Raw genomic sequence first — 24,718 nt, 5'->3', positions numbered from 1 at the left:
AAGGAAGAAACAAGCCATGACCAACACAACACCCACCGCACAGCTTTCTGAAGCAGGTCTGTCCATCTGGTTGGATGACCTCTCCCGGGAGCGGCTCGACAGCGGCAGCCTGCAGAAGCTCATCGACCAGAAGAATGTCGTCGGCGTGACCACCAACCCGTCCATCTTCCAGGCCGCGATCACCTCCGGCACGGACTACGACGCCAAGATCGCCGAACTTGCCGCGCAGGGCGCCGGCGTCGAGGAGACGATCTTCGAGATCACGACGACGGACGTCGCCGACGCATGCGACCTCTTCGCTCCGATCGCCGCCGCCACCGAGGGCGTGGACGGCCGTGTCTCCATCGAGGTGGACCCCCGCCTCGCCTGGAACACCGAGGGCACGATCGCGGAAGCCAAGAACCTGTTCAAGAAGGTCGACAAGGACAACGTCCTGATCAAGATCCCCGCCACGCTCGAGGGCCTCGCAGCCATCACCGCAGTCCTGGCCGAGGGCATCAGCGTCAACGTGACACTGATCTTCTCGCTGGAGCGCTACCGGGCAGTGATCAACGCCTTCCAGGCCGGGCTGAAGCAGGCCAAGGACAACGGCCACGACCTGTCCAGGATCCACTCCGTCGCGTCGTTCTTCGTTTCCCGCGTGGACACCGAGATCGACAAGCGACTGGACGCGATCGGCACCGACGCGGCCAAGGCCCTCAAGGGCAAGGCCGGCGTCGCGAACGCCCGCCTCGCCTACCAGGTCTACGAAGAGCTCTTCTCCACCGAACGCTGGGCGGTCCTGGCCGAAGCCGGCGCGCGCCCCCAGCGCCCGCTGTGGGCCTCCACCGGCGTGAAGGACCCGGCCTACCCGGACACCCTTTACGTCACCGAGCTCGTCGCCCCCGGAATCGTGAACACCATGCCGGAGAAGACCCTGGACGCCACGTTCGATCACGGCGTGGTTGCCGGCGACACCATCACCGGCACCTACCGGGAAGCGAACACCGTCCTCAACGCCCTCGAGAACCTCGGCATCTCCTACAACAATGTTGTCGCCCTGCTGGAATCTGAAGGCCTGGACAAGTTTGTGGCCAGCTGGAACGAACTCCTGGCTGACGTTAACAGCGCCCTTACTACTGCACGGAAGGCGTCCTAGCCCCCGGCTATCCGCAATCCGTCCTGACTGTGTGGGGACCCCCTCGGGGTCCCCACGCAGCGGTCACCCAGATCACTGAAAGGCAGACATCATGTCCGTTTCACCCCTGAATTGCTGCATCAACCCCAGCATCCTCTCGGCCGACTTCGTCAACCTCGAAGCCGAGCTGGCCCGCATCAGCAACGCCGACGCCGTGCACGTGGATGTCATGGACAACCACTTCGTGCCGAACCTGACCATCGGCCTGCCCGTTGTGGAACGGATCCAAAGAGTCAGCCCGGTGCCGCTTGACGCCCACCTCATGATTTCCAATGCCGACCGCTGGGCACCCCAGTTTGCCGACGCCGGCCTGAGCTCGGTGACATTCCATGTCGAGGCGTCCGACGCCCCCATCAAACTCGCCCGCGAACTTCGCGCACGCGGTTCCAAGGCAGGCATGGCACTGCGCCCGGCCACTCCCGTGGAACCGTACCTGGACATGCTCACTGAACTGGACATGCTGTTGCTCATGACGGTCGAGCCGGGCTTCGGCGGCCAGGCATTCCTGGACGTAGTGCTGCCCAAGATCCGCCGCGCCCGTGCCGCGGTCGAGGGTGCCGGGGTGAACGTGGCCATCCAGGTGGATGGCGGCATCACTGAAGAAACCATCGTCCGCGCCGCCGAGGCAGGCGCCAACGTCTTCGTCGCCGGATCGGCCGTGTACGGCAAGCCGTCACCCGAGGACGCCATCGAGTCGCTGCGGGCAAAGGGCCAACTCGCCTTCGGCCCGGCGGCATCAAGCACCGGCAACGTCGTTTTCCAGCAAGCCTAAAGGACCACTCATGCGCGTTCATATCGCAACCGACCACGCCGGCATGGAGCTTAGCTCCCACCTCATCACGGCGCTGTCAGCCAGCGGCTACGAGATGGTGGACCACGGGCCCGCCGCCTACGACGCCGAGGATGACTACCCCGCGTTCTGCATCAACGCCGCGGCCGCCGTCGTCGCCGACCAGGCAGCGGGCGTGGACGCCCTGGGGATCGTACTGGGCGGCTCGGGCAACGGGGAGCAGATCTCCGCGAACAAGGTCAAGGGCGTGCGGGCAGCGCTGGCCTGGAACCTGGACACGGCCAAACTGGCCCGCCAGCACAACAACGCCAACGTTGTCGCAGTCGGCGGACGCCAGCACACCGTTGAGGAAGCCACCGAACTGATCAAGGCATTCCTGGCCGAACCGTTCACCAACGCCGAACGCCATGAACGCCGCATCGGCAAGATCTCCACCTTTGAGTCCACCGGCGAGGTTGTCGAATAACATGCCCATTGCAACCCCCGATATTTATGCCGACATGATCGACCGTGCCAAGAAGGGCGGCTACGCGTTTCCGGCCGTCAACGTCACCTCCTCCCAGACGCTGAACGCTGCGCTGCGTGGTTTCGCGGAGGCCGAGTCTGACGGCATTGTGCAGGTTTCCACCGGTGGTGCTGCGTACTGGTCGGGTGCCTCGACCAAGGACATGGTTGCCGGGTCGCTGGGTTTCGCCGCGTTCGCCCGTGAGGTGGCGAAGAACTACAACGTGAACATCGCCCTGCACACGGACCACTGCCCGAAGGACAAGCTGGACGGTTTTGTGCTGCCTTTGCTGGCCGCGTCCGAGGCCGAGGTCAAGGCCGGCCGGAACCCGCTCTTCAACTCCCACATGTGGGACGGTTCGGCGGAGACGCTGCAGGAGAACCTGCGGATCGCCCGTGAACTGCTGGCCCGCACGGCTGCGGCGAAGATGATTCTCGAGGTCGAGATCGGCACGGTTGGCGGCGAGGAGGACGGCGTCGAGCACGAGATCAACGAAAAGCTCTACACCACTGTCGAGGACGCGCTGGCCACCATCGACGCGCTCGGCGCCGGGGAGAACGGCCGGTACATCACGGCGCTGACGTTCGGGAATGTGCACGGGGTGTACAAGCCGGGCGGGGTGAAGCTGCGCCCGGAGATCCTGAAGGACATCCAGGCCCAGGTCGGTGCGAAGATCGGCAAGGAGAACCCGTTCGACCTGGTCTTCCATGGCGGTTCGGGGTCCTCGGACCAGGAGATCGCGGACGCGGTCTCTTACGGCACGATCAAGATGAACATCGACACAGACACGCAGTACGCGTACACCCGCCCGGTGGCGGACCACATGTTCCGCAACTACGACGGGGTGCTGAAGGTCGACGGCGAAGTGGGCAACAAGAAGACCTACGACCCCCGTGTCTGGGGCGCCTCCGCCGAAGCCGGCCTCGCCGCCCGGATTGTCGAAGCAACCCAGCAGCTGGGTTCCGCGGGCAAGACCTTCTAACTGTCGGACGACCTCCTTGTAACCACCAGAACCATGAAAGCGATCACATGAGCAACACATCAACCAACGGGCCGGAAGCCGGGACTGTTTACCGGGTCCACATAGGTACCGATCACGCTGGCCTGGAATTGAGCCGCACGCTCCAGGACGAATTGACAAGCCTGGGGTTTGATGTGGTTGACCACGGCCCCAAAGAGTACGACGCCCAGGACGACTACCCGGCTTTCTGCATCAATGCCGCCGAGGGCGTCGCCCGCGACCTCAGCCACAACCGGCCAAGCCTCGGAATCGTCATCGGCGGCTCCGGCAACGGCGAGCAGATCGCGGCCAACAAAGTCAGGGGCATCCGCGCCGCTTTGGTCTGGAACGAGTCAACCGCACGCCTCGCCCGGCAGCACAACGACGCTAACGTCATCGCCATCGGCGCCCGCGAGCACACGCCGGAGGAATGCCGCCGGCTCGCAGTGCTTTTCCTGCAGGAGCCTTTCACGGAGGAGTCCCGGCATAAGCGCCGCATAGCGCAGATCGCGGACTACGAAACCTGCCTCACCCCGCTGGCATGCGAGATCACCCGAAGGGACGCGCTGGCACGGATGGACCGCAACGCGGGAATCCCACAACCCGTTTAGCTGGCTGAAACCGGTAGTGAAACCCCGGCCGTTCTCTAACCCAGGGAGCCGGCGGGGCGGTGGGTGGCGATCAGTCCACTGGCCATCCGCCGGGCACGGCGGGCCGAGTGCCGGTCACCTTCGGCGGCGGCGATGATCGAGCCCTTCATGAGGATGTGCCAGGAGAGGGCGAACGCCACGGAATCCTCCAGCCCTGCTTCGTCGGCCAGGAGCCGGACTTGCTGGCGGATCCGGGCCAGGTATTCGATGCTGGCCAGGCCCAGGGGATGCGTTGCCCCCATTTCGAGCAGTACCTTCACAAAGGAGCAGGCTTCGAAATCATCCTCCTGAAACCACTGGTCGTAAACGTCGAAGATGGCCAGAAGCTGGTCTTCAGGGTTGTCTGCCCTGCTTTTCGCTTCCGGGACCACCGATCCCATCATCCATAGCTCGTCGCGGCGCTTCAAAAAGGCCATGGCCACGTGGTCCTTGGACGGGAAGTGCCGGTAGAACGTCGCCTTGGCGACGCCCGAGGCGCGGATCAGCTCATCGACGCCGACGTCCCGGATGCCACGGTGGGCGAACAGGTCGTAGGCAGCGACCACAATACGGGTGCGGACATCATCAGGATCTTCAAGGTTGTCTGTGAGTGTCCTCATGCCGGCAAATTCTACCTCTGGCATGCAATATTTCGCCGTGGGCGCCGGAAGTTACCCGCCGTCGACGCCGGCTGACGATGGGCTACTGAGCAGCGTGCCTCGCCGGCGCCGCACAACGGTGGCGTCGGGTTAACGGTGGCGTCGGGCCGGCGCCGGGAGTAGGGCCGGGCAGCTGAGCCGACCCTTCTGCCCCGTGATTCACAGCGGCTTGTTGCCCTCCCTAAAAGGGCGGAGGTTCGGGCGCCGCGGAGTGATCCGGCGGCTTCAGTGTTCTTCCTGGTGGATCACCGGGGTGAAGGGCTTCGCTGAAGTCTGCTGGTTCGGTACTGTATACCCGGCCGAGGGGTGAACGCCATTGGAGGTCTGCGGTTGGGGTGGACTGGGTGTAGGTCCAGGCGCCGATGGATTTGAGGGCGTGGTGTTTTTGGCAGAGCATGGCGAGGTTGCCGGGGTCGGTGGTGCCGCCGTTGTGCCATTCGATGGTGTGGTCGGGTTCGCAGGCGGTGGCGGGGCGGGTGCAGCCGGGGAAGCGGCAGGTCCGGTCGCGGGAGCTCAGGTAGCGGCGCAGTGCTTTGGGCGGGCGGTAGGCGGTGCGGCCGACGCCGAGGGCCTGGCCGGTGGTGCGGTCGGTGAAGAGCCGGTGCCAGGTGGGGGCGAGGGCGGCCAGGCGCCGGGCCGTGGCGGCATCGATGGGCCCGTAGCCTTCGAGTTCGGCCGTTTCGGGTCCACCGGTTTCAAGTTCAGCTGCGGGGAGCATTCCGGGGGATTCGGCGCCGTTGCTGAGGATGGTTCGGACCGGGATGGTCACGATGATCTCGGCGCGGAACGCCCCGGTCCCTGACTCGGCACTGCCGCCACCCAGGAAGCGGCAGGTGAATGCGTCAGCGCGCAGCTCCGGGAGTGTGTTCTGATCGGGAGCGGCGCCGGGCTGGTCTGTGGGTTCGGCGGCGCGTGCGCTGGCTTGCCGTGCGTGCTGGTCGATTCCGTTGAAGATGGCCAGCCCGGTTTCGGCTGACAGGCGTGCGGTGAGGGTGCACATGCCGTCGGGTTCGGCCATGAACCAGACCCCGCGCTCACGCTGGGCAGCCTCTTTGCGGGCGGTGAGGCTGTCGGGGTGCAGACGCTCGCGCAGCCGCCGCAGGCAGGAGCGGAACTCCGCCGGCGTGCGGCGGCGGCCGTGCCGGGTCCGGGTCCGCTGCAGCGCCATCGTGGCGAATTTTTCGGCCTGCCCGGCCGGCAAGGAGCGGACCTGGTCGAGAATGATCCGGGCGTGCGCCTCGGAGATCTCCCCGCCCTGAACCGCCTCAAGGACCTCCCACTGGGACGTCGCCAGGTCCCCGGCATCGTTCAACCAGCGCGCGGCGGTGCCTTCGGACAGGGCGCAGGCGGTGGACACCTCGCTGACGGCCAGGGCGTGGGCCTCGTCCCCGCCAAACCGTACCGGCTGGTTCTCCATCCGCGCCGGTGATTCTTCACCCATCGCTTCCTCAACCCGTATCAGGGCGCGCATTTTCATGGCTGTTGCCCACGCGATAACCCGGTCGGTCGCTTCCACCACGCCGAGGGCCTCTTCGGCCGTGAGGAACGAGGGAAGCGGAACGCTCAGGGTGCCGGCCAGCAGTGAATCCTCCCGGTCCGTAAAGTTCACAGCCGGAACCCACGCCTCGTCATCGGTGACGAACGCCTGTACCTCCATGCCGCCCCTCCCCCCGAAAAATCTTGCCGGCATCCCCCAAACCGGACACTCCCAGACTAGGGGCAGGGTCCGACATTTTTGGGGCTGAGCCCGGGTATAGGGCCTCAAGTGTCCGTTCGCGCTGAGGTGTGTCCGCGCTGAGGCAGGTTCGCCTAAGCCGTGGCTTCGTCGTCCTCGTTGGGGTCAGCAGTGAGCGTGTGGTCGATCTGGGCCGATTCGATGAGCTGCGTCATGGCAACGTGGATGTCCTCCGCCTGGGCGCGCGTGAGGCCAAGCTTGGCCAGCATGGTGCCGGGAACGCCCATGGCCTTGTCGCGCAGCGCCGTACCTTCGGGTGTCAGGCCGACCGCAAGGGACCGCTCATCGCCTGGAACGCGGCGGCGGGTCACGTATCCCAAGGCCTCGAGCCGCTTAAGCAGGGGGGACAGCGTGGCCGGAACCAGGAGGAGGGCGTCGCTGATTTCCTTGACGGACCGCGGACTCTTCTCCCACAGCGCCAGCATGACGAGGTACTGCGGGTGGGTCAGGTTCAGCTCCTGCAGCACGGGCCGGTAGGCGCCGATGACGGTGCGCGAGGCGACAGCCAGAGCGAAGCAGAGCTGCCGCTCGAGCAGGAGGTCTTCGTCGCTCCCTGAGGGGGAAGTCATGAAGCCATGATATCGAAGTGCCGAATCCGCCTACGGGAACATGGCGAGGAACAGGAACGCGCCGAACAGCACCAGGTGGATTGCCCCCTGCAGCCTGGTGGCGCGGCCGGGCACAACGGTGAGTGTTCCCACGATGACAGTCAGCAGGAACAGGACAATCTGTGTGCCGCCGAGCCCAAGCGTCAGCGGTCCCTGCAGCCAGATGCTGGCCACGGCGATGGCAGGTATCGTCAGGCCGATGCTGGCAATCGCAGAGCCGTAGGCCAGGTTGAGGCTGATCTGAATCCTGTTCCGCGATGCGGCCCGGGTAGCGGCAAGTCCCTCCGGCAGCAGCACCAGGAGTGCGATGACAACGCCCACAAAGGACTCGGGGATCCCGGCTCGGCTGACGCCCCCCTCGATGACCGGGGATACCGTTTTGGCCAGTCCGACGACGGCGACCAGCGCCGCGCACAGCAGCGCCAGGCTTGTGTACGTGGCCCGGTTGGTGGGCGTGGCGCCGTGCCCGTCGTCGCCGCCGTCGTCGGGGGAAACGACGGGGAGGAAAAAGTGGCGGTGCCGGACGGTCTGGGTCAGCACGAACACGCCGTACAGGGCAAGCGAGGCCACGGCCGCGAAGCCCAGCTGCAGCGGCGAAGACAGTGTCCCGTGCCAGCGAATGGCTTCCCTCGCCGCCGGACGCGATCAGCGTGACGATAAGGGCCACCTCGATGATGGTCACGGCGACGGCCAGCACCAGCGAGCCGAAGGGCTCGCCGACACGGTGCGCCACCACTTCGGCGTGATGCACCGCCGCCAGGACGGCGCCCACCAGGACCACCGCGATGACGGAGGCCAGCACTGGGCCGGGGGAGACTCCCCAAGTCACCGCCAGCACTATCAGGCCGACGACGGGAACGACGGCGGTCCAGGACGAACGGAGCCGGGCCAGCACAGCGCTATCCTCTCAGTGCTGGCCCTTCAGAGCTAGCCCTCTGTTCTAGCCTTCACACTCCGAGCAGTACTTCTTGCCGTCCTTTTCCCGCGCGAGCTGGCTGCGGTGGTGGACCAGGAAGCAGGACATACAGGTGAACTCGTCTTCCTGCACCGGAACAACCTGGATCAGCAGCTCTTCGTGCGACAGGTCGGCACCCGGGAGGTCGATGCCTTCTGCGGTGTCGGCTTCTTCGACGTCAAGCAGGGCAGTCTGTGACCCTCCCTGCCGGGACTGGATAGCCTCCAGGGATTCGTTGGCCGGCTGGTCCTCTTGGGCCACGCGAGGGGCGTCGTAGTCAGTTGCCATGGTTATTACTCCTTCGGCTGTGCGCCGGACGACGCACATTTCGCAGGACTCAACGAGCGGGCGCCGCCAGGTATTCCCGGTAACCGGGGACGGGTTAAGGTCCCCAAAGTTTAGAGGATGATTTCGCGGGTCATGCCGAAGGGGACCTGGTCGGAAAGCGTGGCGGTGTAGCTCCCGGGCCGGTTGCGCGTCACCATGATCCCGTGTGTTCCGGTGACCATGGCCGCCTCCTGAAGGCACTTGACGGCGGCATCGAGCCGTTCGTCAAGGATCTGGCGGTCGTCGACCTGGATGTCGATAGTGCTGGTGGTGCTGGGCATGGATGTCCTTTGGGCTGTTGAAAGTTTTGAGCTGTGCAGAGTTTTTGGGCCGCTCGCGAACTGGCGAGAGGGCACCCCGGGCTGTCTGCGTACGCAGCGACCGCCGGATGCCAATATGTGCGGCCTGTAGGCTGCTGGTGCACCGCCCCCACGGGCTCTGATGGAAGCCGGCTCACGCGTACGGTTCGCGTGATCATGTCGGTGCTCTGCGAAAAATTAGACCGTGAGCCCAAAACTTTTGTCAAGACACGCCGGTGGGAGCACCTGCGGGGCGAGGGCCAAAGCCGGGAACCTAGGCCCCTTCCCGCACCGCTTCCTCGATCCGCCGGGCCGCCCGAACGACGACGGCGCCATGGTCCTGGCCCGGCGACCCGGTGACGCGGGCCAGAGGCATGGCGAGGCAGACGGCGGCGATGATGCCTTCCCCGGTCTGCACCGGCGCGCTGATGGACCCGAGGCCGGGAGTGCGGGAGCCCACAGATTCAATCCAGCCGGCGGAAGCCAGCTCGGCCAGCACCTCGTCGTCGGCGGCGAGGAGCCGGCCGCTGGAACCGGCGGGCAGGGGGAGCCGCGAGCCTGGCGGGAGGGTGGCCCGCAGCTCGTGCCGGCTGTCCGCGCTGAGCAGGCAGACCCTTTCGTCCCCCCGCCGGACCCAGAGCTGGGCGGTCTCGCCGGTGCTGTCACGGAGCTCATGAAGCACGGGCAGAGCGGCGTTCTCCAAGGCTGACCGGACGAACCGCTGCCCCAGCCGGAAGGTGCCGTCCTCGGTGCGGCGGAGGAAGCCGTAGTCCACCATCTGCAGGGCGAGGCGGTGCGCTGTGGACAGCGACAGGCCGGTCCGCCGCGACAGTTCACTGCCTGATACGGCGGACCGGCCCACCGCGTCGAGGATTGCGGCGGCGCGCTCCAGGGTGCGGTTGCTTCCGTTCTGTTCTGTAGGCGGCATGTGGCCAGCTTATGACGGTGGCTCAGCCCTTGGCGGCCACGGACTCCCTCATGTACTCGGCAATGACCTTCTGCGAGATGGCCACATCCAGAACGAACGCGCCGTCGTCGTGCCCGGCGAGCCACTCCTCGAGTTTCCCCAGGTCGGAAAGCGTGCGTGCCTTGGCCCCCTCAGCGCCCAGGGCGCGTCCGACGGCGGCGGAGCCGAAGCCGTGCCCGATGGATTGGAAGGCGGTCCCCACCAGGACCATGGCGTGTGGGTCCGGAACGGAAAGGTACATCGGCGCCCAGCCGATGAAGTGCCCGCCGTCCATCACCACCGAACGCTCGGCCGGCAGGATCCGGTCCAGCGCAGCGACGACGGCACGCGGGTTGAGCCGTCCGTCCGGGCCGAAGTCCACCGGGTCTTCTACCGGGCTCGACGAGCGGAAGTCCGTTCCGGCAACCTCCGGGACAGTGTCACGCCAAGTGGGCGACGCTGCCGCCTGCACCCGTTCCAGCAGGCCCTCAATGAACGGCTGGATGTCGGCCCGGACGTATTCGGCGCCGGCGTTTTGACCGCCGTCGGGCTCGTTGTCGAGACGGATGATCCTGGCATCAGCCGGGAACAGAGCCCCGCTCACCGAGGGGTGGAAAGTAGGTCAGTGCGGCGTACGTGACGGCGTTCTGCCGGCAATGCTCCGGCGATCTCAGGGGAGCGGCCGTCGACGGCCAGGATGTTCAAGCTCATTGTGGTCCTTTCTCAGGTGAGGAACGGGACGATCAGTGACGTCACGAACAGGACGAGCGCCCCGCCAAGGCGATTGGTGAGGGCTGCGAAGGGCATCAGGTGCATGCGGTTCGCTGCGCTCAGTACGGAGACGTCGCCGCTGCCGCCGGTGTCGGCCATGACCAGGCCGGGTGTGATGGAGGCTTCGACGAAGTTGAATTTCACGAGCCAGCCGAGGACGCCGGAGGTCAGGGTGGCGATGATGACGGTGCAGATCGTGAGCAGGATGAAAAGGGGGTTGCTGAGCGAGGCGAAGACCTGGGTCATGTCGATGTACGTGATGCTGACGCCCACGAGGAGTGCCGGGACCAGGACGGCGCCAATCAGGTCGCCCCAGTCGGCGGTCGAGTCCTCGACGTCCTGCGGGAGCAGCCCGAAGATCTTGACGGCGGCCGCCGCGATGATGGTCCAGGCGTAGGGGTGCAGTCCGGGGATGAAGGCGGCCATGAGGTTGCCGAAGACAAAGAGGGTGCCGGCGATCAGGAGGCCCTTGCCCAGGGCAACGAACGAGGAGGTGTCGCGCTTCGGCGGCAGGGTTAGCTCACCGCCGCGCCCGGTGATCCGCAGCAGCTGGCCCTGGCCGTTGAAGCCGACGAAGAGTTGCTTCTTGCGTTTGCCCAGGCCGTTGTAGATGCCGGCTATGAGGATGCAGACCACGTTGGCCATCACGACGGCGGACATCAGGTCGCCCATGAAGGTGGCGGAGTCGCCGCCGGTGGCCGTGGCGTACATCTTGGACATGGGCAGCGCGCCGACGCCAAGGCCGCCTGCCATGATGGGCGCGGCGATGAAGAGGATGCCGTTGATGAACCCGAATCCGGTCACCGCTCCCAGCAACCCGACCAGGACGAAGGTGGCGATGAGGCAGCCGATGAGGGGGACGGCGAACCGCGGACCCGCCTTCAGGAGCAGGGCCCGTGGCATGCCAAGGATGGAGCCGGCGATGATGCCGACGACGAAGAAGTCCAGGAAGCCCTGGCCGTCAACGAAGTTCTTCACCACGCTGATGAGGTTCTCCGGCATCCATCCCAGGAACACGAGGGTGGCGGGGACGAACGTGCAGAGGATGGTCGGCAGGCCGAAGTCCCGAACCACCGGGAACAGGTTGCCGATCCAGATGAAGAGCCCGCCGAGCAGGATGGTGGCGGCGAAGCCGACCACCATGGTGTCCGGGAGGTTGCCGGTGATCGCGGCGGTGAGGACCAGGCCGGCGAGGACGACGTAGAGGGGAGCAGGGACGCCGGCGATCCTGGACCACAGCCGGCCCGGGTGGAGCGTGCCTGGCTGGGGTTCCGTGCGGGTTGCCGGTTGTTCGAAGCCGCCGGCGGGGCCGGAGGTGGTCTCACTCATGGCGTTGTCCGTTGGTTCGCTGGTGAATTCCGTGGTGCGTGGGCTTGTAGACATCATCGTCTCCAAAACGGTGAGTAGGAATTGTTAGTTGGGGAATTGTCTTGTTGGGAGATTTTCAGCGGGCGGGGTCGAGCACGCCGGCCGCCGGGGAATGGGCGACGACGTCACGGGCGAGCCGTACGGCATCGGCGAGTCGGTCCTCGTCGATGCCGGTCTGGTGCCCGGCGTCGTGCAAGTGCCGGACGAGTTCCTCGGTGGCGATGTTGCCGTGCGCTCCCGGGGCGAAGGGGCAGCCGCCGTAGCCGCCGAGGGCGGCATCGAAGCGGACGACGCCGGTGGCCACCGCGGCGCTCGCGGTGGCCAGCGCCTGGCTGTGCGCGTTGTGCAGGTGGAGGTAGTACGTGAGGTCCGGTTCAGCCTCTCGGACGTGGTGCAGGCTGGCCATCACCTGGCCGGTGGGCGTGGTGCCGAGAGTGTCCGCGAGCCCGACGTCGGTGATGCCCATGTCTTTGAACGCACGAACCACGCGCAGCAAGTAGGCGGGGTCGATCGCACCCTCGAACGGGCAGGTGAAGGCGGTGGAGATGCCGGCGAAGAACTTGGCTTCCGGGTATTCGGCCACGGCGGCGCCGAGGCTGGCCAGCGCGTCCTCGATGGCCTGGCCGGCGTTGGCGTTGCTGTGTGCCTGGCTTGCCGAGGTGACCACCTGGATGTCGGTGGCACCGGAGTCCACGGCCCGCCGGATGCCGCGGCCGTTGAGCGCCAGGCTGGTGTACGTGACCCCGGGAACAGCCGGTAGCGACGGGACGACATCGGCGGCATCGGCCATCTGTGGCACCCGCTTCGGGTTCACGAAGGAGGCCACCTCGATCCGCTTCAGCCCGGCGTCGACGAGTGCCGCAGCGATCTCGAGCTTGTGCGCAGTGGAGACGATGACGGGCTCGTCCTGGAGTCCGTCCCGCAGGAAGACGTCGGTTACTTCCACCTGCATGCTCAGCGCACCGCCTGCAGTCCGAGTCCGGCGATCAGGTCGGCGTCCATGCCGGCGAGGTCCTGCAGGACTTCAGCCGTGTGCTGGCCCAGTTCCGGGCCCACCCAGCGCACGCGCCCCTCGTGGCCCGGGATCTTCGGTACCACGCCGGGGAAGCGGATCAGCTCGGGTTCGTCCTCGATGACCACCTCATGGGTCTGGATCATGTCCCGGGCCAGGTAATGGCGGTCGACGGCGATGCTTGGGGCGTCGTACACGGGACCGGCGGGGACACCGGCGTCGTCCAGCTTGTCCAGGACCTCGGTAAGCGGCATGCTGCCGGTCCATCCGGAGATGGCACCGTTGAGCTCGTCCTCCCGTGCACCGCGGGCCTCAGTAGCCAGCAGGGTGGCGTCATCAGCGAGGTCGTCGCGGCCGATGGCGCGCATGAGCCGGATGAAGACGGAGTTCGAGTTGCCGCCGATGACCACCTCGAGGCCGTCGCCGCAAAGGTAGGAGCCGGTAGGAACGACGCCGGGCAGCGCACCGCCGGTGCGCTGCCGGACCATGCCGTAGGCGTCATAGTCCGGAACCAGCGATTCGAGCAGGCTGAAGACCCCTTCATAAAGGGCGACGTCGACGACCTGGGAAGTTCCGGTCTGCAGTCCGCGGGCCTTCTGCAGCATGAGCATCAGGGCGCCGATGACGCCGTAGAGTCCGGCGACGGTGTCGCCGATGCTGGCCGCAGCGCGGCCGGCGGGGCGGTCGGGTTCGCCGGTGATGTAGCGCAGGCCGGCGAAGGATTCGGCCGAGCTGCCAAAGCCGGCGCGGTTCTTGTACGGTCCCGTCTGGCCGTAGCCGGAGATCCGCACCATCACCAGCTCCGGGTTGAGTTCCTGCAGCACATCCGGTCCCAGGCCCCACTTTTCGAGGGTGCCGGGGCGGAAGTTCTCGATGACCACGTCGCACTGGGCAGCGATCTTCTTGACCGCCTCGCGTCCCGCCTCGGAGCGGAGGTCAAGGGCCACGGACTTCTTGTTGCGGCCGATGGTGCGGAACAGCATGGAGGTGGTGCCGCGGGTCTTGCGCCAGTCGCGCAGTTCGTCGCCGCCCTGCGGCTTTTCGATCTTGATGACCTCTGCGCCGAAGTCACCGAAGAGGCGGGCGGCGAAGGGGGCGGCGATGAAGCTGCCGAGCTCGAGCACGCGGATGCCGCGGAGGGGGAGGGCGTTGCCCTCGATGTGTAGTTCGTCGGTCATGTTCTTTCCTGCCTGCACTGGTGGCCGTTTCCCATTCTGTGGGAAGTACTTGTCATTAGGCGGAGAAGCGATAGCAGGGCGGTGTGACCTGCGCAACAGGGTCATGACGTATTTGTGTGCCGCGTGGGCAATCGCGCGCTGCCGCCGGGTTAGGCTGTTCCGTGCTTCGTCTGAAACGCCTCGCCGTTCTTAGCCTTTTCGCGTTCTGCGCCATCACGGCGTGCGCGTTCTGGCTGCTCGGTGCGACCAGCGCGGGCGTGTCCCGCGGGGGCACGCACGCAGCCCAGCCGGCGCCGCCCCAGGCGGCGGGGAAGTTCGTGCCGCTGGCCAGCGGGAGCGCGCATGCCGTGAATATCACCAGGACCGTCGAGTCTGCCTGGCTGGCCCGGACCGCTGTGAAAACAGGAATCCCAGCGCGTGCCCTAAGGGCGTACGTTGCCGCGGCAGGCATGGCGAACGCCGACTCGCCCACGTGCGGGATCGGCTGGAACACGGTGGCCGCCGTCGGATTCGTGGAATCCTTGCACGGCGCCCTCGGCGGAGGGCGGCTCACGGCTTCGGGGGAGGTGAGCGGCCCGATCGTCGGGCCCGGCCTAAACGGCGACGGCTTCGCTGCCATTGCCGACACCGACGGCGGCGCGCTGGACGGCGACGCCCGCTGGGACCGCGCGGTCGGCCCCATGCAGTTCATCCCCGCCACCTGGAAGCTGGCCGGGCGAGACGCGAACGGGGACGGCGTGGCCGATCCCCACAACATCGACGACGCCGCCCTCAGCGCCGCCGGCTACTTGTGTGCCGGCGGCCGCGATCTCACCACGGCCCAGGGCTGGAGCGACGCCATCTGGTCCTACAACCAGTCCGAGGCCTACCTGGGGCAGGTGGGCGACAAGGCTGTTGAATACGCGGAGCAGGTGGGTTAGTCGTCGGTTGCCGGACCCGGCACCTCCTAGACCCGGTGCGGTGACCGTCCGCGGAGCTTATGGCGAGGCGCGCGGCCCGCTGGAACTGCTGGACCTGCCCATCCGGTTTCTGGGCCATCTCCGCGAAGTAGGTTTCAGTCCGCGAGGATCTGGTAGAGGGCGCGGCGGGTCTCGTCGATCTTTTCCATTGCGGCGGCACGCTGTTCCTCGGTTGCCGCAAACCGGAACTGGTGGATGACGCCCATGAGCTTCTCCACGCTCTGGTGGAACGCGGGTCCCGACTCCTCGGCGTTGGTGTTCCATGCCCTGTCCAGCTCGGCGTGGTCGGCTACGTACTCCCGCCCCTGGTCGGTGAGGGCGAACTCGGTGCGGCGGCCGTCACCCACCGGTGCAATGAGCTCCTCGTCCACGAGCTGTTGGAGCGTCGGGTAGACGGAGCCCGGGCTGGGCCGCCATGCGCCGGAAGACTTCTCCGCGATGGTCTTGATGATCCCGTAGCCGTTGGACGGAGCTTCTGCCAGAAGCGAGAGGATCGCGGAGCGGACATCGCCCCTGTTGGCTCGGCGCGAACCGCCGGGTCCGAACCCGGGGCCGAATCCGCGGCCGGGGCCGAACCTGCCGTGGCCGTGCGGGGAGCGGCGGCTCCTTCCCCGCTCGAAGCGTCCCCCCTGGGGGCTGAAATCCGCAAATCTGTGGTGTTCGTGAATGCCTTTCATGGTGGCATCGTCCTTTCGTTGAGCATCACTTCGATCTGAAGCGATACTCAACGATATATCGGTACATATCGTACGTCAATGTTTATTCGCCTCTTTGGTCAGGCCTCCTCGAGCTGCAGATGCGGCGTCGGGCGGCGGAAGCCGCGGGTGAGGCAGGCCAGATAGACGAGGCCGACGGCTGCCCAGGAGAGGCCCAGTGAGAACGACAGTCCGCTTAGGCTGGTCCAGAGCCACAGCGTCAGCACAAAGCCGATGCCCGGCAGCAGGAGATTGTGCAGCATGCCCTTGGTTCCGCGCTTCTTCTTGGTCGATGAAGTAGTGCTTGATGACGGACGGGTTGACCACGGAGAAGGCGACGAGGGCGCCGAAGCTGATCAGCGAAGACACTGTTGTCAGGTCGAGAACCAGGGCGAGCAGCGAAACGCCCGACGTGACGATGATCGGCACCACGGGCGTGCCCAGGCGCGGATGGAGGCGCCCGAAGACCGCGGGCAGGACCCGGCCGCGGCCCATCGAGTAGATAATGCGCGAAACCGAAGCCTGCGAGGTCAGCGCGGATCCCAGGCTGCCCGCGATGTAGGCGGCGGTGAAAAGTGCGACCAGCAGATTGCCGCCTGCCGCGCCCACTACTTCGATTGCCGGGGAGTCCGTATTGGTGAAGGTTCCCACCGGAAGCAGCAGGCGGCTGATGTAGGCCAGGCCGAGGAAAATGAGCCCGGCCAGGACGGTGGTCAGCATGATGGCCCGGGGGATACTCCGCCGCGGATTCTTTGCCTCCTCGGCGAACGTCGAGACGGCGTCGAATCCCAGGTAGGACAGCACTGAACATCCTCGGCATCACGGCGGTGGCCAGGTGCTCGGCGTCCCCTCACTGGTTCTGGAGTTCATTTAGTAAAGCAGTGACGGGAATCACGGTCAGGTGGTGGGGGCAGGTTACGCGCCCGCGGGCGGCAGCCGGCTTGAGGCGGCAGTTGCGAGCAGAATGGCGGCAGCGATGAACGCCGTCGAACGCGGAACGCCTTTAGGTGGCCCCTCAGGCCTGCCGCCGGCTCACAATCTCGTTGATCCAGATCGGAGCGAAGGGGGACGTGCAGTTCGGGGGGGTCGGGTAGTCCTTCAGGACTTCCAGCCGTTCGCCGATGCCGATGGCCCGGGCCCGGTGGTCTGCGTGCTCGATGCCGATCTGCGCCAGGGCGTGGTTCATGGCCCACTGCAGGCGGTCCGGTGCGTCCTTCATTTCCGCCTCGATCGTGTCCAGGAGCCCGGGCAGGTCGAGGCCCTCGGGCTTCTTGGCGACCCGCTCGGCGGTCAGGGCCCACCCGGCGCTCGCAACCACCTGATCCGGATCGTCAGTCCAGGTGACTCGCAGCTCTTCGGCGTGCGGGCTCTTCTTCACCACGTAGTTCACCAGCCAGTCGTGCACCTTGGGTGCCCGGGCCTGGCGCAGCATGGAATCCAGTTCCTGCGGCTCGAAGGATTTTGGCCGGCAGATCAGCAGTGACAGCAAACGGGCGGCGGTATCATCCGTGGCCCACAGTTCTCGGGCCAGTTCGTGCCGGGTTTTAAGCCGCTTCGCAACCGCGCGCAGGGCCGAGAGGTTCACGCCGTGGTCGTCGCCGCGCTTCTGGTTCGCCTCGCGCATCTTCGGATCCGCCAGGGCGGCCAGTTCGGCCATCACTGCGTCAATCGTTGTCTCCGCCATCACTGCTCCTGCTCGCCGGCCCCTCGGTCGTATTCTACGGTCGCGGCCGGCGGCGTTCGCTTCGTGGCCCACCTTGGGGACATCAAGAGCGGCTCCACCAAGTGCACCGACGGGATGGCTGCCGAGCAGACGGAAGAGGTGCGGGACCGCACCGCCGCTGACATCAGGGAACTGACCGAGGCGTTCCGGAAGGCCCGCGAGAACGGCGACCGGGCCGTCGTTGTCATGACCCAGGCGGACATGTTCGACCCCACCGTCAGCGCCCCCGCGCAGGAGAACTACAGCGCGTTCATGCTGTCCTTTGAACGGATCCCCTTCACCAACGCTGTGTCCTGAGGGACTGCGACGACGGCGGGTTACCTCCGGACCAAGTCCTCAGGCTTTCGAAAAGTGCGCTGTGCAACCCCTAACCGGCGGCGGTGTAGTCGAAGCTGACCTCTCCCCACCCTTCAAAGTGGCCGGTGATGCGGGTGCCGGGAACCATCCTGGCTGCGGCGAGGCAGCTGCCCGGAAGGATCAGCTGGCCGGCCTTCAGGGTGATGCCGTACTCCGCGACCCGGCGGCACAGCCACACCAGGGCGGAAATCGGGCTGCCGTAAATGTCTGCGGTGTTGCCCTTGGCCACGACCTCACCGTCGAAGGTGATGACGCCCGGGGTGTCGGAGAGGTTCACTTCGCTGAGGCTCCGTGGCTGGCCGCCGAGGATGACGCCGGCGCTGGAGCCGCTGTCGGCCAGCGTGTCGAAGATGCCGATGTTCCAGTCGCGGACGCGGGAATCGATGATCTCCAGGGCAGGCACCACGAAGTCGGTGGCGGCAATGATGTCGGCAACGGTCACGTTGGCGCCCCCAACGTCGCGCTTGAAGACGAAGGCCGGCTCCAGCTCGATGTACGGCTCGATGAATTCGGCCTCGGAGCGGGGCAGGTTCTCCGGGTAGAACTGGCTGGCGAGCAGGTACCCGTAGTCGGGCTCATCGACGCCGAACTTTGCCTGCATGGCCTTGGCGATGTTCCCCAGCTTGAAGCCTGCAATGCTGTCACCGGCGGCCACCTGGCGGCGGATCACTTCCTCCTGGACCCGGAACGCGTCAGCGACGGTGGGCCCGTCTTCGGCCCGGATCAGGGCGTCGACGGGAGTCCGGGTGGCCTTGGCGTCAAGGATGCGGTCGGCGGTCTCAAGGATGTTGATTGGCATTGTTCTGTACCTTTCGGAGCGGGAGCGCTGGTCACCGAGGTGCCAGGTGCGTTCAGTAAATGAACGTTGTATTTATCTATTGAACATTAAGGTAAAGTGGTGCGAGACACATCGTCAAGTCCCCTCGGAATTTCGAGAAGGAAGAGCAGCATGAAGATTCCCGGTGAGACGAGCAGGCCAAGCCCTCTCCAGACACCCGAACTGAACCTCACGGACCGCGTCCTGGCAGAGCACGCCGCGCGGTACGAGACAGTGAGCCGGTAGCAGCATGGAGCTGGAAGGGAAAGTCGCCCTGGTCACCGGCGGGGGACAGGGCATAGGACGCGGCATCGTTGACCGGTACCTGGAAGAGGGCGCGCAGGTCGCCGTCGTCCAGCGCCGCGAAGTGGGTGAGGAGTTGCTGCGCCAACCGGACATTCTGGGCATCCAAGCCGATCTTGGCGACCCCGCCGCGATCAAGGAGGCCACCGACCGCGCCGCCGGGCACTTCGGCGGCATCGACATCCTGGTGAACAACGCCGGCATCATGTTCGAACGCAGCGTGGCCGACATCCGGCTGGACGAATGGGACCTGATGATGGACATCAACATGCGTGCGCCGCTGTTTCTGGCCCAGGCCGCCCTGCCCCACCTGCAGCGCCGGGGCGGAGGCAGCATCATCAACATCGGATCCATCGAAGGGCTCTCGGCGAATCCGCTCCACGCCGCGTACTGCGCGTCCAAAGCCGGAATCCACGGAATGACCCGCGCCATATCAGTGGACCTGGGCAGGGACGGCATCCGCTGCAACGCCATTGCCCCCGGGTGGATCGCCTCGGAGCTGAGCGAGAACTACCGCGAGTCCCAGCCGGACGCCGCCAGTGCACGCAAGGCGCTGGACCGCCTGCACCCCGTGGGGCGCGTGGGCCGCCCCGCCGACGTCGGCGACCTGGCCGTCTTCCTGGCCAGCGACCGGTCTGCCTTCATGACCGGCGAGATCGTGGTGCTCGACGGCGGCAGGACGGCAAAGCTGCCGCTCCCGTGAACGGTGTGCCCACCCGGGAAGTATCCAAGCCGATGCTGGAACGGGCTCCGCATAACTAAATAAACTCCCGATATAGTGGAGGGCACTATGGACGACCCTCCTTCACATATGCCCTGGCCCCTCACCCAATTGACCGGCAACCCGGTTAGCACGGGAGAGGGGCGCCCCCAATGAATGAATGGATCATGATCGGGATCGGCCTGATCCTGACAGTCGGCACCGGATTCTTCGTCGCATCCGAGTTTGCCCTGGTCAATCTTGACCGCAACGACCTGGAAGCGCGCCAGGCCCGGGGTGAGAAACGCCTTGCCCCCACCATCAAAGCCCTGAAAATCACCTCGACGCACCTTTCCGGTGCGCAGTTGGGCATCACCCTCACCACCCTCCTGACCGGATACACCTTTGAACCTGCCATCAGCAAGCTGCTGAGCGGTCCGTTGGCGGCGGCAGGGTTCCCGGAAGGCCTCGTTCCCGGTGTCGGCGCCGTCGTCGCGATCTTCATCGCCACGATCTTCTCGATGGTGATCGGCGAGCTGGTGCCCAAGAACTTCGCCCTGGCGCTGCCGCTGGCCACCGCCAAGGTTGTGGTCCCGTTCCAGACCCTGTTCACCGCGGTGTTCAAGCCCGTCATCCTGCTGTTCAATAACACTGCGAACACGGTCATCAGGTCCTTCGGCATCGAGCCCAAGGAGGAACTGTCAGGTGCCCGCAGCGCCGAGGAACTGAGTTCGCTGGTCCGCCGCTCCGCGCTGGAAGGCGTCCTCGACCTGGACCACGCGGCCCTGCTGCACCGGACGCTGCGCTTCTCCGAGCACAGTGCCGCCGACGTCCTGACCCCGCGCGTGCGGATGACCGCCGTGAACACAGATGACACTGCCGAGCAGATCATCGCGCTGGCCAGCTCCACCGGCTACTCGCGCTTTCCCGTCATCGGCCGGGACCGGGACGACGTGCTCGGCGTGCTCCACGTCAAGCAGGCCTTCGCCGTCGCCCTCGAGGAGCGCGCGAACGTGCTCGCCGCCGACCTGATGATCGAGCCGCTCATGGTCCCCGAATCCATGGGCGTCGACTCCCTGCTGGTGCTGCTCCGAAAGCAGGGCCTCCAGGTCGCCATCGTCTCCGACGAGCACGGCGGAACGGCGGGCATCGTCACCCTGGAAGACCTCGTGGAGGAAATCGTGGGTGAACTGGAGGATGAGCACGACCGCGCCCGCGTGGGTGTGGTCCGGACGGGCCGCTCCATCACCTTCGACGCGTCGCTGCGCCCGGATGAGCTCCTGGACCGGACCGGCATCGCGGTCCCCGACGGCGAGGATTACGACACCGCGGCAGGTTTCGTCGCGGACCGGCTGGACCGCATCCCGGAACTCGGTGACGAGGTGGCCGTGGACGGCGGCACGCTGCGCGTGGAGCGGGTGGCGGGCACCCACGTCGGGCGTCTGAAATTCACACCGGAGGAAACGGCAGAGCCGCCCAGGAGCGCGCACGACAGGATCATCGACAGCCTCACACAGGAGCTGACCCATGAGTGAGTACCTTCCGGGCATCATTTGGCTCGCCGTCCTGCTGGTGGTCAACGGCTTCTTCGTCGGCGCCGAGTTTGCCGTGATCTCGGCCCGCCGGTCACAGATTGAGCCCAAGGCGGAGGCCGGCAGCAAGGCCGCCAAAACCACCCTCTGGGCCATGGAGCACGCCACGCTCATGCTGGCCACGAGCCAGCTGGGCATCACCGTCTGCTCACTGGTGATCCTGAACGTCTCCGAACCGGCGATCCACCACCTGCTGGAGATCCCGCTGGGCCTGACGTCCCTGTCCGGTGAGACGATCGGAATCATCGCCTTCCTGGCAGCCCTGCTGCTGGTGACCTTCCTGCACGTGGTCCTCGGCGAGATGGTCCCCAAGAACATCTCGTTCTCGGTCCCCACCCGCGCAGCGCTCATCCTGGCTCCGCCGCTGGTGATGGTGGCGCGTGTGTTCAAACCGGTGATCTGGACCCTAAACGGCATCGCCAACTCCATCCTCCGCCTGTTCCGGGTGGAGCCCAAGGACGAGGCCACCAGCGCCTACACCCTGGACGAGGTGGCCAGCATCGTGGAACAGTCCACCAGGGAAGGCGTCCTGACAGACAACACCGGTGCCCTCACCGCAGCCTTCGAGTTCACGGAAAAGACCGTCGCCGACGTCGAGGTTCCCATCGCGGAGATGGTGCTCCTGCCGGTGTCGTCGACGCCCGCGGACATCCAGCGTGCGGTGGCCGAGCACGGTTACTCCCGCTACATCCTGACCGATAGCGACGGCGACCCCTCCGGGTACCTCCACCTGAAGGACGTCATGGACCTCACCACAGCGGAGAAGTTCAGCCGGCCCGTGCCGGAGAAACGCATCCGCCGGCTGGCCTCGACCTTCCGCGGAAGTGAACTCGAGGATGCCCTCGCCACCATGCGCCGCACCGGCGCCCACGTGGCCAGGGTCTTCGACGCACGCGGGAACACCACCGGCGTGCTGTTCCTCGAGGACATCATCGAGGAGCTGGTGGGCGAGGTGCAGGACGCCACCAGCAGCTCCTAAACGGGACCCGGAACAAATAGAACCGGGAACACAGACGGGTCCGGTGGCTGACGGCTGATGCCGCCGGCCACCGGACCCGGTGGTTGATGCTGGCTTTACTTGTTGGCTACAGCATTGGGACCCGCGGTGCCGCCGAGCGTCGATTCAACCCACACGTTGCCCGGGTTGGTGGTGCCGGCAGCCGCGTTGCGGAGCCGCAGGCTGTAGACACCCCCTGTTGCCGGTGCCGCAGCCGCGGTGACTGCTGCCTGGCCCAGAACCCGGCCGGTGGGTCCGCCGACGCGGACGGTGACCGTGCCGCCGACCACGGAGCTGGTGCCGTCAACCCGGAGGTCGCCGGTCTTCCACTGGGCGACGCCGATGGTCACCCGGTCGGTAACCGGTATTACCTTGACTTCATCGGTCCGGACGGTCGTGCCGACAGTTACCGTGAGCCGGAACGTGAGCGCGTTGTTGGTCATGGGTGACTGGAAGACCGGAAGGCTGAACGTCGGCTTGAGCGTCTTGGCCCCGGTGAGCGTGACCTTGTCCGGATCGGTTGGCCCGGTCAGGACCTGCGCCCACTGGTAGGTTGCTCCGGTGGTGGAGCCGGTGCCGTCCAGGGCGACCGTAGTGGCCGTAGTGCGGCGGACAACGTTCTGGTCCGGCCCGGCCACCGCGACGACGGCGCCCTGTGCGGTGACGGCGGCGGTCTTGGCCGATTCGGGGCTGCTGCCGTTGACGTTGCTGGCCTTGATCGTGAACTGGTAAGCCGTGTCGCCCGCGAGTCCGCCATAGACGAGCGACGTTGCGGTGCCGGCTGCCGTCTTCGGGGCGCCGAACGCCGTGCCGTCAGCCGTGTAGGCCTGGAGCGTGTAGCCGGTGATGGTCAGACCGGCGGCGCCCGGGTCCGGGGCGGTCCAGGTCAGCGTGGCCGTGCCCTGTCCCACCACGGGTGCCCCGGAGAAGGCGGGTGTGGCGGGGACCGGATCGTTGGTGACCTTGAAGATGGCTTCACTGATCGTGGAGACGTTGCCGGACGGGTCGAAGGCTGCGAACCTCAGCGTGGTGTTGGTGGCGACGTCCATCGGGCCGGTGTAGCGGATGGCCGTTGCGCCGAGGACGCCGCCGGAGAGGACCGGATCGGAGCCGTCGGTGGTGTAGTAGATGTCGCTGCCCGTCTCGTTGGCTGTCAGCGTGACCCGCTGGGCAACCGGGGAGGTGCCGCCATTGGGCGTGGCGGATACTGTCGGGGCAGCGGTGTCCGTGGCCGGGATGGCGTGGGCGGCCGGGTAGGTCTCGCCGACGCTGCTGACGCCCACGACGTAGACGTCGTAGTCCTCGGTGGCGGAGAGGCCGGTGATGGTGGTGCCGGTGGCTGCCTGGCCGGAGATGCGCTTGCCGATCTCAACCTGTTCGCTCGCGGTTACGGTCCTGCCGACTGCAACGGCACGGTAGCCGGTGATGGCCGGGGTGCCGGGGATGGCTTCGGCGGGCGTCCAGTTGAGCTTGATGCCGCCGGAAACCTTGGCGGCCGTGATGCCGGACGGTGCGGGGGGACCGGACTGCAGCGGGCCGTTGGGGCAGCCGCCCATCCCGGGGCCGCCGGGCTCGCCGTATTCGGCGATGGTGAGGCCCTGCCGGTTGGCGTCGGCGTCTTCGAACTCCCAGGCCATCGCGCGCTCGCCGAGCCCTGCATTGGCGGCGATTTCAGCGGTTGCGGCGTCGTCGAAGTTGTAGGTGGCGGTGAAGGTGTCGCCCGCGACTTCCAGTCCGGAGGTGTAGCCGCCCTTGGGGGCCGGGGTAAGCGGGCCGGGAATGGCGCGGATGTCGCGGCGGGCCACCGTGGTGTCCCGGAGCGCCGGCTCAATGATGCGCTGTTCCAGCTGGGCCGGGTTGACCCCTGCGCCGATGTGCCCCTTGACCGTGAGGGTGGTGCCGCTGAGCGTGGAATCGCCGGTCACGTAGGCGTCCTGGACGGTGGTCTCTCCGGCTGCTGTGGCGCCGAACCTGAGCGAGACGACGTCACCGGGGAGAATGTCCGGGGTAACGTTGAGGCCGGTTCCTGCACCCCAGCAGTACCCGCCGGGGTGGTTGACCTCGAAGGCCACATCGCCGGCCGCGACCACGCCCTCGGCCGAGCCGATGATCTTGCCGGCCCGTTTGACCTCTACGGTGCCGGTCTGCCCGAGGTGGTCCTGGTAGCCCTCAAGCGTGACGAAGTCACGGTTGGGGAAGACGACGATGTTGTCAGGGAAAGTAGGGACAGCCGCACTGGCGGCCGGAATGGCGAACATGGAGGTTGAGCAGATGACCGCAGAGACGGTGGCAATGACACCGGCCCTGCGGGCGCCGCGAGAAGTGTGCACTCCCGGCTCGCTTTGTGCTGATTTCATGATGACCTCATCGATCCGAGGTGCGCGACCATCACGCACAATCACAGAATCAAGAAGTCCCCTTGGGGAAACGCTGGGCGTTTCGGCTTGGGAAAACGAGCTGCCGCACCGGGTTGCCCGTATTTTTTGGGCCCCCACATGGAGGGGCCCGGGCGGGGAAGAAAGCAGGTTTGCCTGTGTCAGGGCTGGCATTCCCGGAGCGCAGGCATGGGCGGGACTCTCCACCCCGCAGAGGGGTGGAGAGCCCCACTTCCCCCAG

24 protein-coding genes and 2 pseudogenes are annotated in these 24,718 nt (G+C 66.4%); 10 read left to right on the top strand and 16 right to left on the bottom strand.

Annotation, left to right across the window (positions count from 1 at the left end):
• Window positions 1-16 precede the first annotated feature (16 nt).
• The 5 genes from tal to ABIE00_RS22755 all read left to right on the top strand — a co-directional run bounded on the left by tal (window position 17) and on the right by ABIE00_RS22755 (window position 4,083).
• Complete coding sequence (gene tal / locus ABIE00_RS22775) at window positions 17-1,138, top strand: transaldolase (protein ID WP_354262896.1); 1,122 nt, start codon at window positions 17-19, stop codon at window positions 1,136-1,138.
• A 91-nt stretch (window positions 1,139-1,229) separates the two neighbouring features.
• Window positions 1,230-1,949 (top strand): ribulose-phosphate 3-epimerase, encoded by a 720-nt coding sequence (gene rpe, locus ABIE00_RS22770; protein WP_354262895.1) that lies wholly within the window; start codon window positions 1,230-1,232, stop codon window positions 1,947-1,949.
• Window positions 1,950-1,959: 10 nt separating this feature from the next.
• A complete protein-coding gene (locus tag ABIE00_RS22765; protein ID WP_354262894.1) occupies window positions 1,960-2,433 on the top strand; it encodes a ribose-5-phosphate isomerase in 474 nt (157 codons plus the stop codon).
• A gap of 1 nt (window position 2,434) precedes the next feature.
• A complete protein-coding gene (fbaA, locus tag ABIE00_RS22760) occupies window positions 2,435-3,454 on the top strand; it encodes a class II fructose-bisphosphate aldolase (protein ID WP_354262893.1) in 1,020 nt (339 codons plus the stop codon).
• Window positions 3,455-3,501: 47 nt separating this feature from the next.
• Window positions 3,502-4,083: a ribose-5-phosphate isomerase gene (locus tag ABIE00_RS22755; RefSeq protein ID WP_354262892.1), complete on the top strand. Its 582-nt coding sequence runs from the start codon at window positions 3,502-3,504 to the stop codon at window positions 4,081-4,083.
• 35 nt (window positions 4,084-4,118) lie between these two features.
• Here ABIE00_RS22755 and ABIE00_RS22750 read toward each other — a convergent pair whose 3' ends face one another.
• The 11 genes and pseudogenes from ABIE00_RS22750 to ABIE00_RS22700 all read right to left on the bottom strand — a co-directional run bounded on the left by ABIE00_RS22750 (window position 4,119) and on the right by ABIE00_RS22700 (window position 13,959).
• Window positions 4,119-4,721 carry a TetR/AcrR family transcriptional regulator gene (locus ABIE00_RS22750; protein ID WP_354262891.1) on the bottom strand — a complete coding sequence of 201 codons (603 nt, stop codon included), beginning with the start codon at window positions 4,719-4,721 and terminating at the stop codon, window positions 4,119-4,121.
• Window positions 4,722-4,941: 220 nt separating this feature from the next.
• Complete coding sequence (locus tag ABIE00_RS22745; RefSeq protein WP_354262890.1) at window positions 4,942-6,417, bottom strand: HNH endonuclease signature motif containing protein; 1,476 nt, start codon at window positions 6,415-6,417, stop codon at window positions 4,942-4,944.
• Window positions 6,418-6,569: 152 nt separating this feature from the next.
• On the bottom strand, window positions 6,570-7,064 hold the full coding sequence (locus ABIE00_RS22740; RefSeq protein ID WP_331570663.1) for a MarR family winged helix-turn-helix transcriptional regulator: 495 nt from the start codon (window positions 7,062-7,064) through the stop codon (window positions 6,570-6,572).
• Window positions 7,065-7,094: 30 nt separating this feature from the next.
• A pseudogene (locus ABIE00_RS22735) lies at window positions 7,095-7,998 on the bottom strand (calcium:cation antiporter).
• Window positions 7,999-8,043: 45 nt separating this feature from the next.
• On the bottom strand, window positions 8,044-8,346 hold the full coding sequence (locus ABIE00_RS22730) for a DUF4193 domain-containing protein (protein ID WP_003802821.1): 303 nt from the start codon (window positions 8,344-8,346) through the stop codon (window positions 8,044-8,046).
• A 110-nt stretch (window positions 8,347-8,456) separates the two neighbouring features.
• A complete protein-coding gene (locus tag ABIE00_RS22725; RefSeq protein WP_331570656.1) occupies window positions 8,457-8,666 on the bottom strand; it encodes a hypothetical protein in 210 nt (69 codons plus the stop codon).
• A gap of 292 nt (window positions 8,667-8,958) precedes the next feature.
• A complete protein-coding gene (locus ABIE00_RS22720; RefSeq protein ID WP_354262889.1) occupies window positions 8,959-9,612 on the bottom strand; it encodes an IclR family transcriptional regulator in 654 nt (217 codons plus the stop codon).
• Window positions 9,613-9,634: 22 nt separating this feature from the next.
• Window positions 9,635-10,234, bottom strand: a complete 600-nt coding sequence (locus ABIE00_RS22715; protein ID WP_354262888.1) for a hypothetical protein — start codon at window positions 10,232-10,234, stop codon at window positions 9,635-9,637.
• Between the two features lie 119 nt (window positions 10,235-10,353).
• A complete protein-coding gene (locus ABIE00_RS22710) occupies window positions 10,354-11,730 on the bottom strand; it encodes a 2-hydroxycarboxylate transporter family protein (RefSeq protein WP_354262887.1) in 1,377 nt (458 codons plus the stop codon).
• 115 nt (window positions 11,731-11,845) lie between these two features.
• Window positions 11,846-12,721 carry a hydroxymethylglutaryl-CoA lyase gene (locus tag ABIE00_RS22705; protein WP_354262886.1) on the bottom strand — a complete coding sequence of 292 codons (876 nt, stop codon included), beginning with the start codon at window positions 12,719-12,721 and terminating at the stop codon, window positions 11,846-11,848.
• 2 nt (window positions 12,722-12,723) lie between these two features.
• Window positions 12,724-13,959, bottom strand: a complete 1,236-nt coding sequence (locus tag ABIE00_RS22700) for a CaiB/BaiF CoA transferase family protein (RefSeq protein WP_354262885.1) — start codon at window positions 13,957-13,959, stop codon at window positions 12,724-12,726.
• A gap of 161 nt (window positions 13,960-14,120) precedes the next feature.
• On the opposite strand from ABIE00_RS22700, the gene ABIE00_RS22695 reads away from it, so the two are divergent.
• Window positions 14,121-14,879: a lytic transglycosylase domain-containing protein gene (locus ABIE00_RS22695; RefSeq protein ID WP_354262884.1), complete on the top strand. Its 759-nt coding sequence runs from the start codon at window positions 14,121-14,123 to the stop codon at window positions 14,877-14,879.
• Window positions 14,880-15,013: 134 nt separating this feature from the next.
• On the opposite strand, the gene ABIE00_RS22690 is transcribed toward ABIE00_RS22695, so the two are convergent.
• The 3 genes and pseudogenes from ABIE00_RS22690 to ABIE00_RS22680 all read right to left on the bottom strand — a co-directional run bounded on the left by ABIE00_RS22690 (window position 15,014) and on the right by ABIE00_RS22680 (window position 17,297).
• Window positions 15,014-15,595, bottom strand: coding sequence for a PadR family transcriptional regulator (locus ABIE00_RS22690; protein ID WP_354262883.1), 582 nt, complete (start codon window positions 15,593-15,595; stop codon window positions 15,014-15,016).
• Window positions 15,596-15,693: 98 nt separating this feature from the next.
• Window positions 15,694-16,414: pseudogene (locus ABIE00_RS22685) on the bottom strand (APC family permease); the annotation flags it as partial.
• Window positions 16,415-16,628: 214 nt separating this feature from the next.
• Window positions 16,629-17,297: a DNA alkylation repair protein gene (locus ABIE00_RS22680; protein ID WP_354262881.1), complete on the bottom strand. Its 669-nt coding sequence runs from the start codon at window positions 17,295-17,297 to the stop codon at window positions 16,629-16,631.
• A 63-nt stretch (window positions 17,298-17,360) separates the two neighbouring features.
• Here ABIE00_RS22680 and ABIE00_RS22675 point away from each other — a divergent pair, with 63 nt between their 5' ends.
• On the top strand, window positions 17,361-17,633 hold the full coding sequence (locus tag ABIE00_RS22675) for a hypothetical protein (RefSeq protein ID WP_354262880.1): 273 nt from the start codon (window positions 17,361-17,363) through the stop codon (window positions 17,631-17,633).
• A 70-nt stretch (window positions 17,634-17,703) separates the two neighbouring features.
• Here ABIE00_RS22675 and ABIE00_RS22670 read toward each other — a convergent pair whose 3' ends face one another.
• Complete coding sequence (locus tag ABIE00_RS22670; protein ID WP_354262879.1) at window positions 17,704-18,492, bottom strand: 2-keto-4-pentenoate hydratase; 789 nt, start codon at window positions 18,490-18,492, stop codon at window positions 17,704-17,706.
• Window positions 18,493-18,760: 268 nt separating this feature from the next.
• On the opposite strand from ABIE00_RS22670, the gene ABIE00_RS22665 reads away from it, so the two are divergent.
• The 3 genes from ABIE00_RS22665 to ABIE00_RS22655 all read left to right on the top strand — a co-directional run bounded on the left by ABIE00_RS22665 (window position 18,761) and on the right by ABIE00_RS22655 (window position 22,084).
• Window positions 18,761-19,516, top strand: a complete 756-nt coding sequence (locus tag ABIE00_RS22665; RefSeq protein WP_354262878.1) for an SDR family NAD(P)-dependent oxidoreductase — start codon at window positions 18,761-18,763, stop codon at window positions 19,514-19,516.
• 170 nt (window positions 19,517-19,686) lie between these two features.
• Window positions 19,687-21,048: a hemolysin family protein gene (locus tag ABIE00_RS22660; protein WP_354262877.1), complete on the top strand. Its 1,362-nt coding sequence runs from the start codon at window positions 19,687-19,689 to the stop codon at window positions 21,046-21,048.
• Window positions 21,041-22,084: a hemolysin family protein gene (locus tag ABIE00_RS22655; RefSeq protein ID WP_354262876.1), complete on the top strand. Its 1,044-nt coding sequence runs from the start codon at window positions 21,041-21,043 to the stop codon at window positions 22,082-22,084. The genes ABIE00_RS22660 and ABIE00_RS22655 overlap by 8 nt, the downstream gene beginning before the upstream one ends.
• A 95-nt stretch (window positions 22,085-22,179) precedes the next feature.
• Here ABIE00_RS22655 and ABIE00_RS22650 read toward each other — a convergent pair whose 3' ends face one another.
• Window positions 22,180-24,459 carry a chitobiase/beta-hexosaminidase C-terminal domain-containing protein gene (locus tag ABIE00_RS22650; RefSeq protein WP_354262875.1) on the bottom strand — a complete coding sequence of 760 codons (2,280 nt, stop codon included), beginning with the start codon at window positions 24,457-24,459 and terminating at the stop codon, window positions 22,180-22,182.
• Between the last annotated feature and the right edge of the window lie 259 nt (window positions 24,460-24,718).

The sequence above is a fragment of the Arthrobacter sp. OAP107 genome (genome assembly GCF_040546765.1).
Classification (GTDB): domain Bacteria; phylum Actinomycetota; class Actinomycetes; order Actinomycetales; family Micrococcaceae; genus Arthrobacter.
Note: the sequence above shows the minus strand (reverse complement) of the source record. Positions and strands in the feature narration are given on the sequence as shown.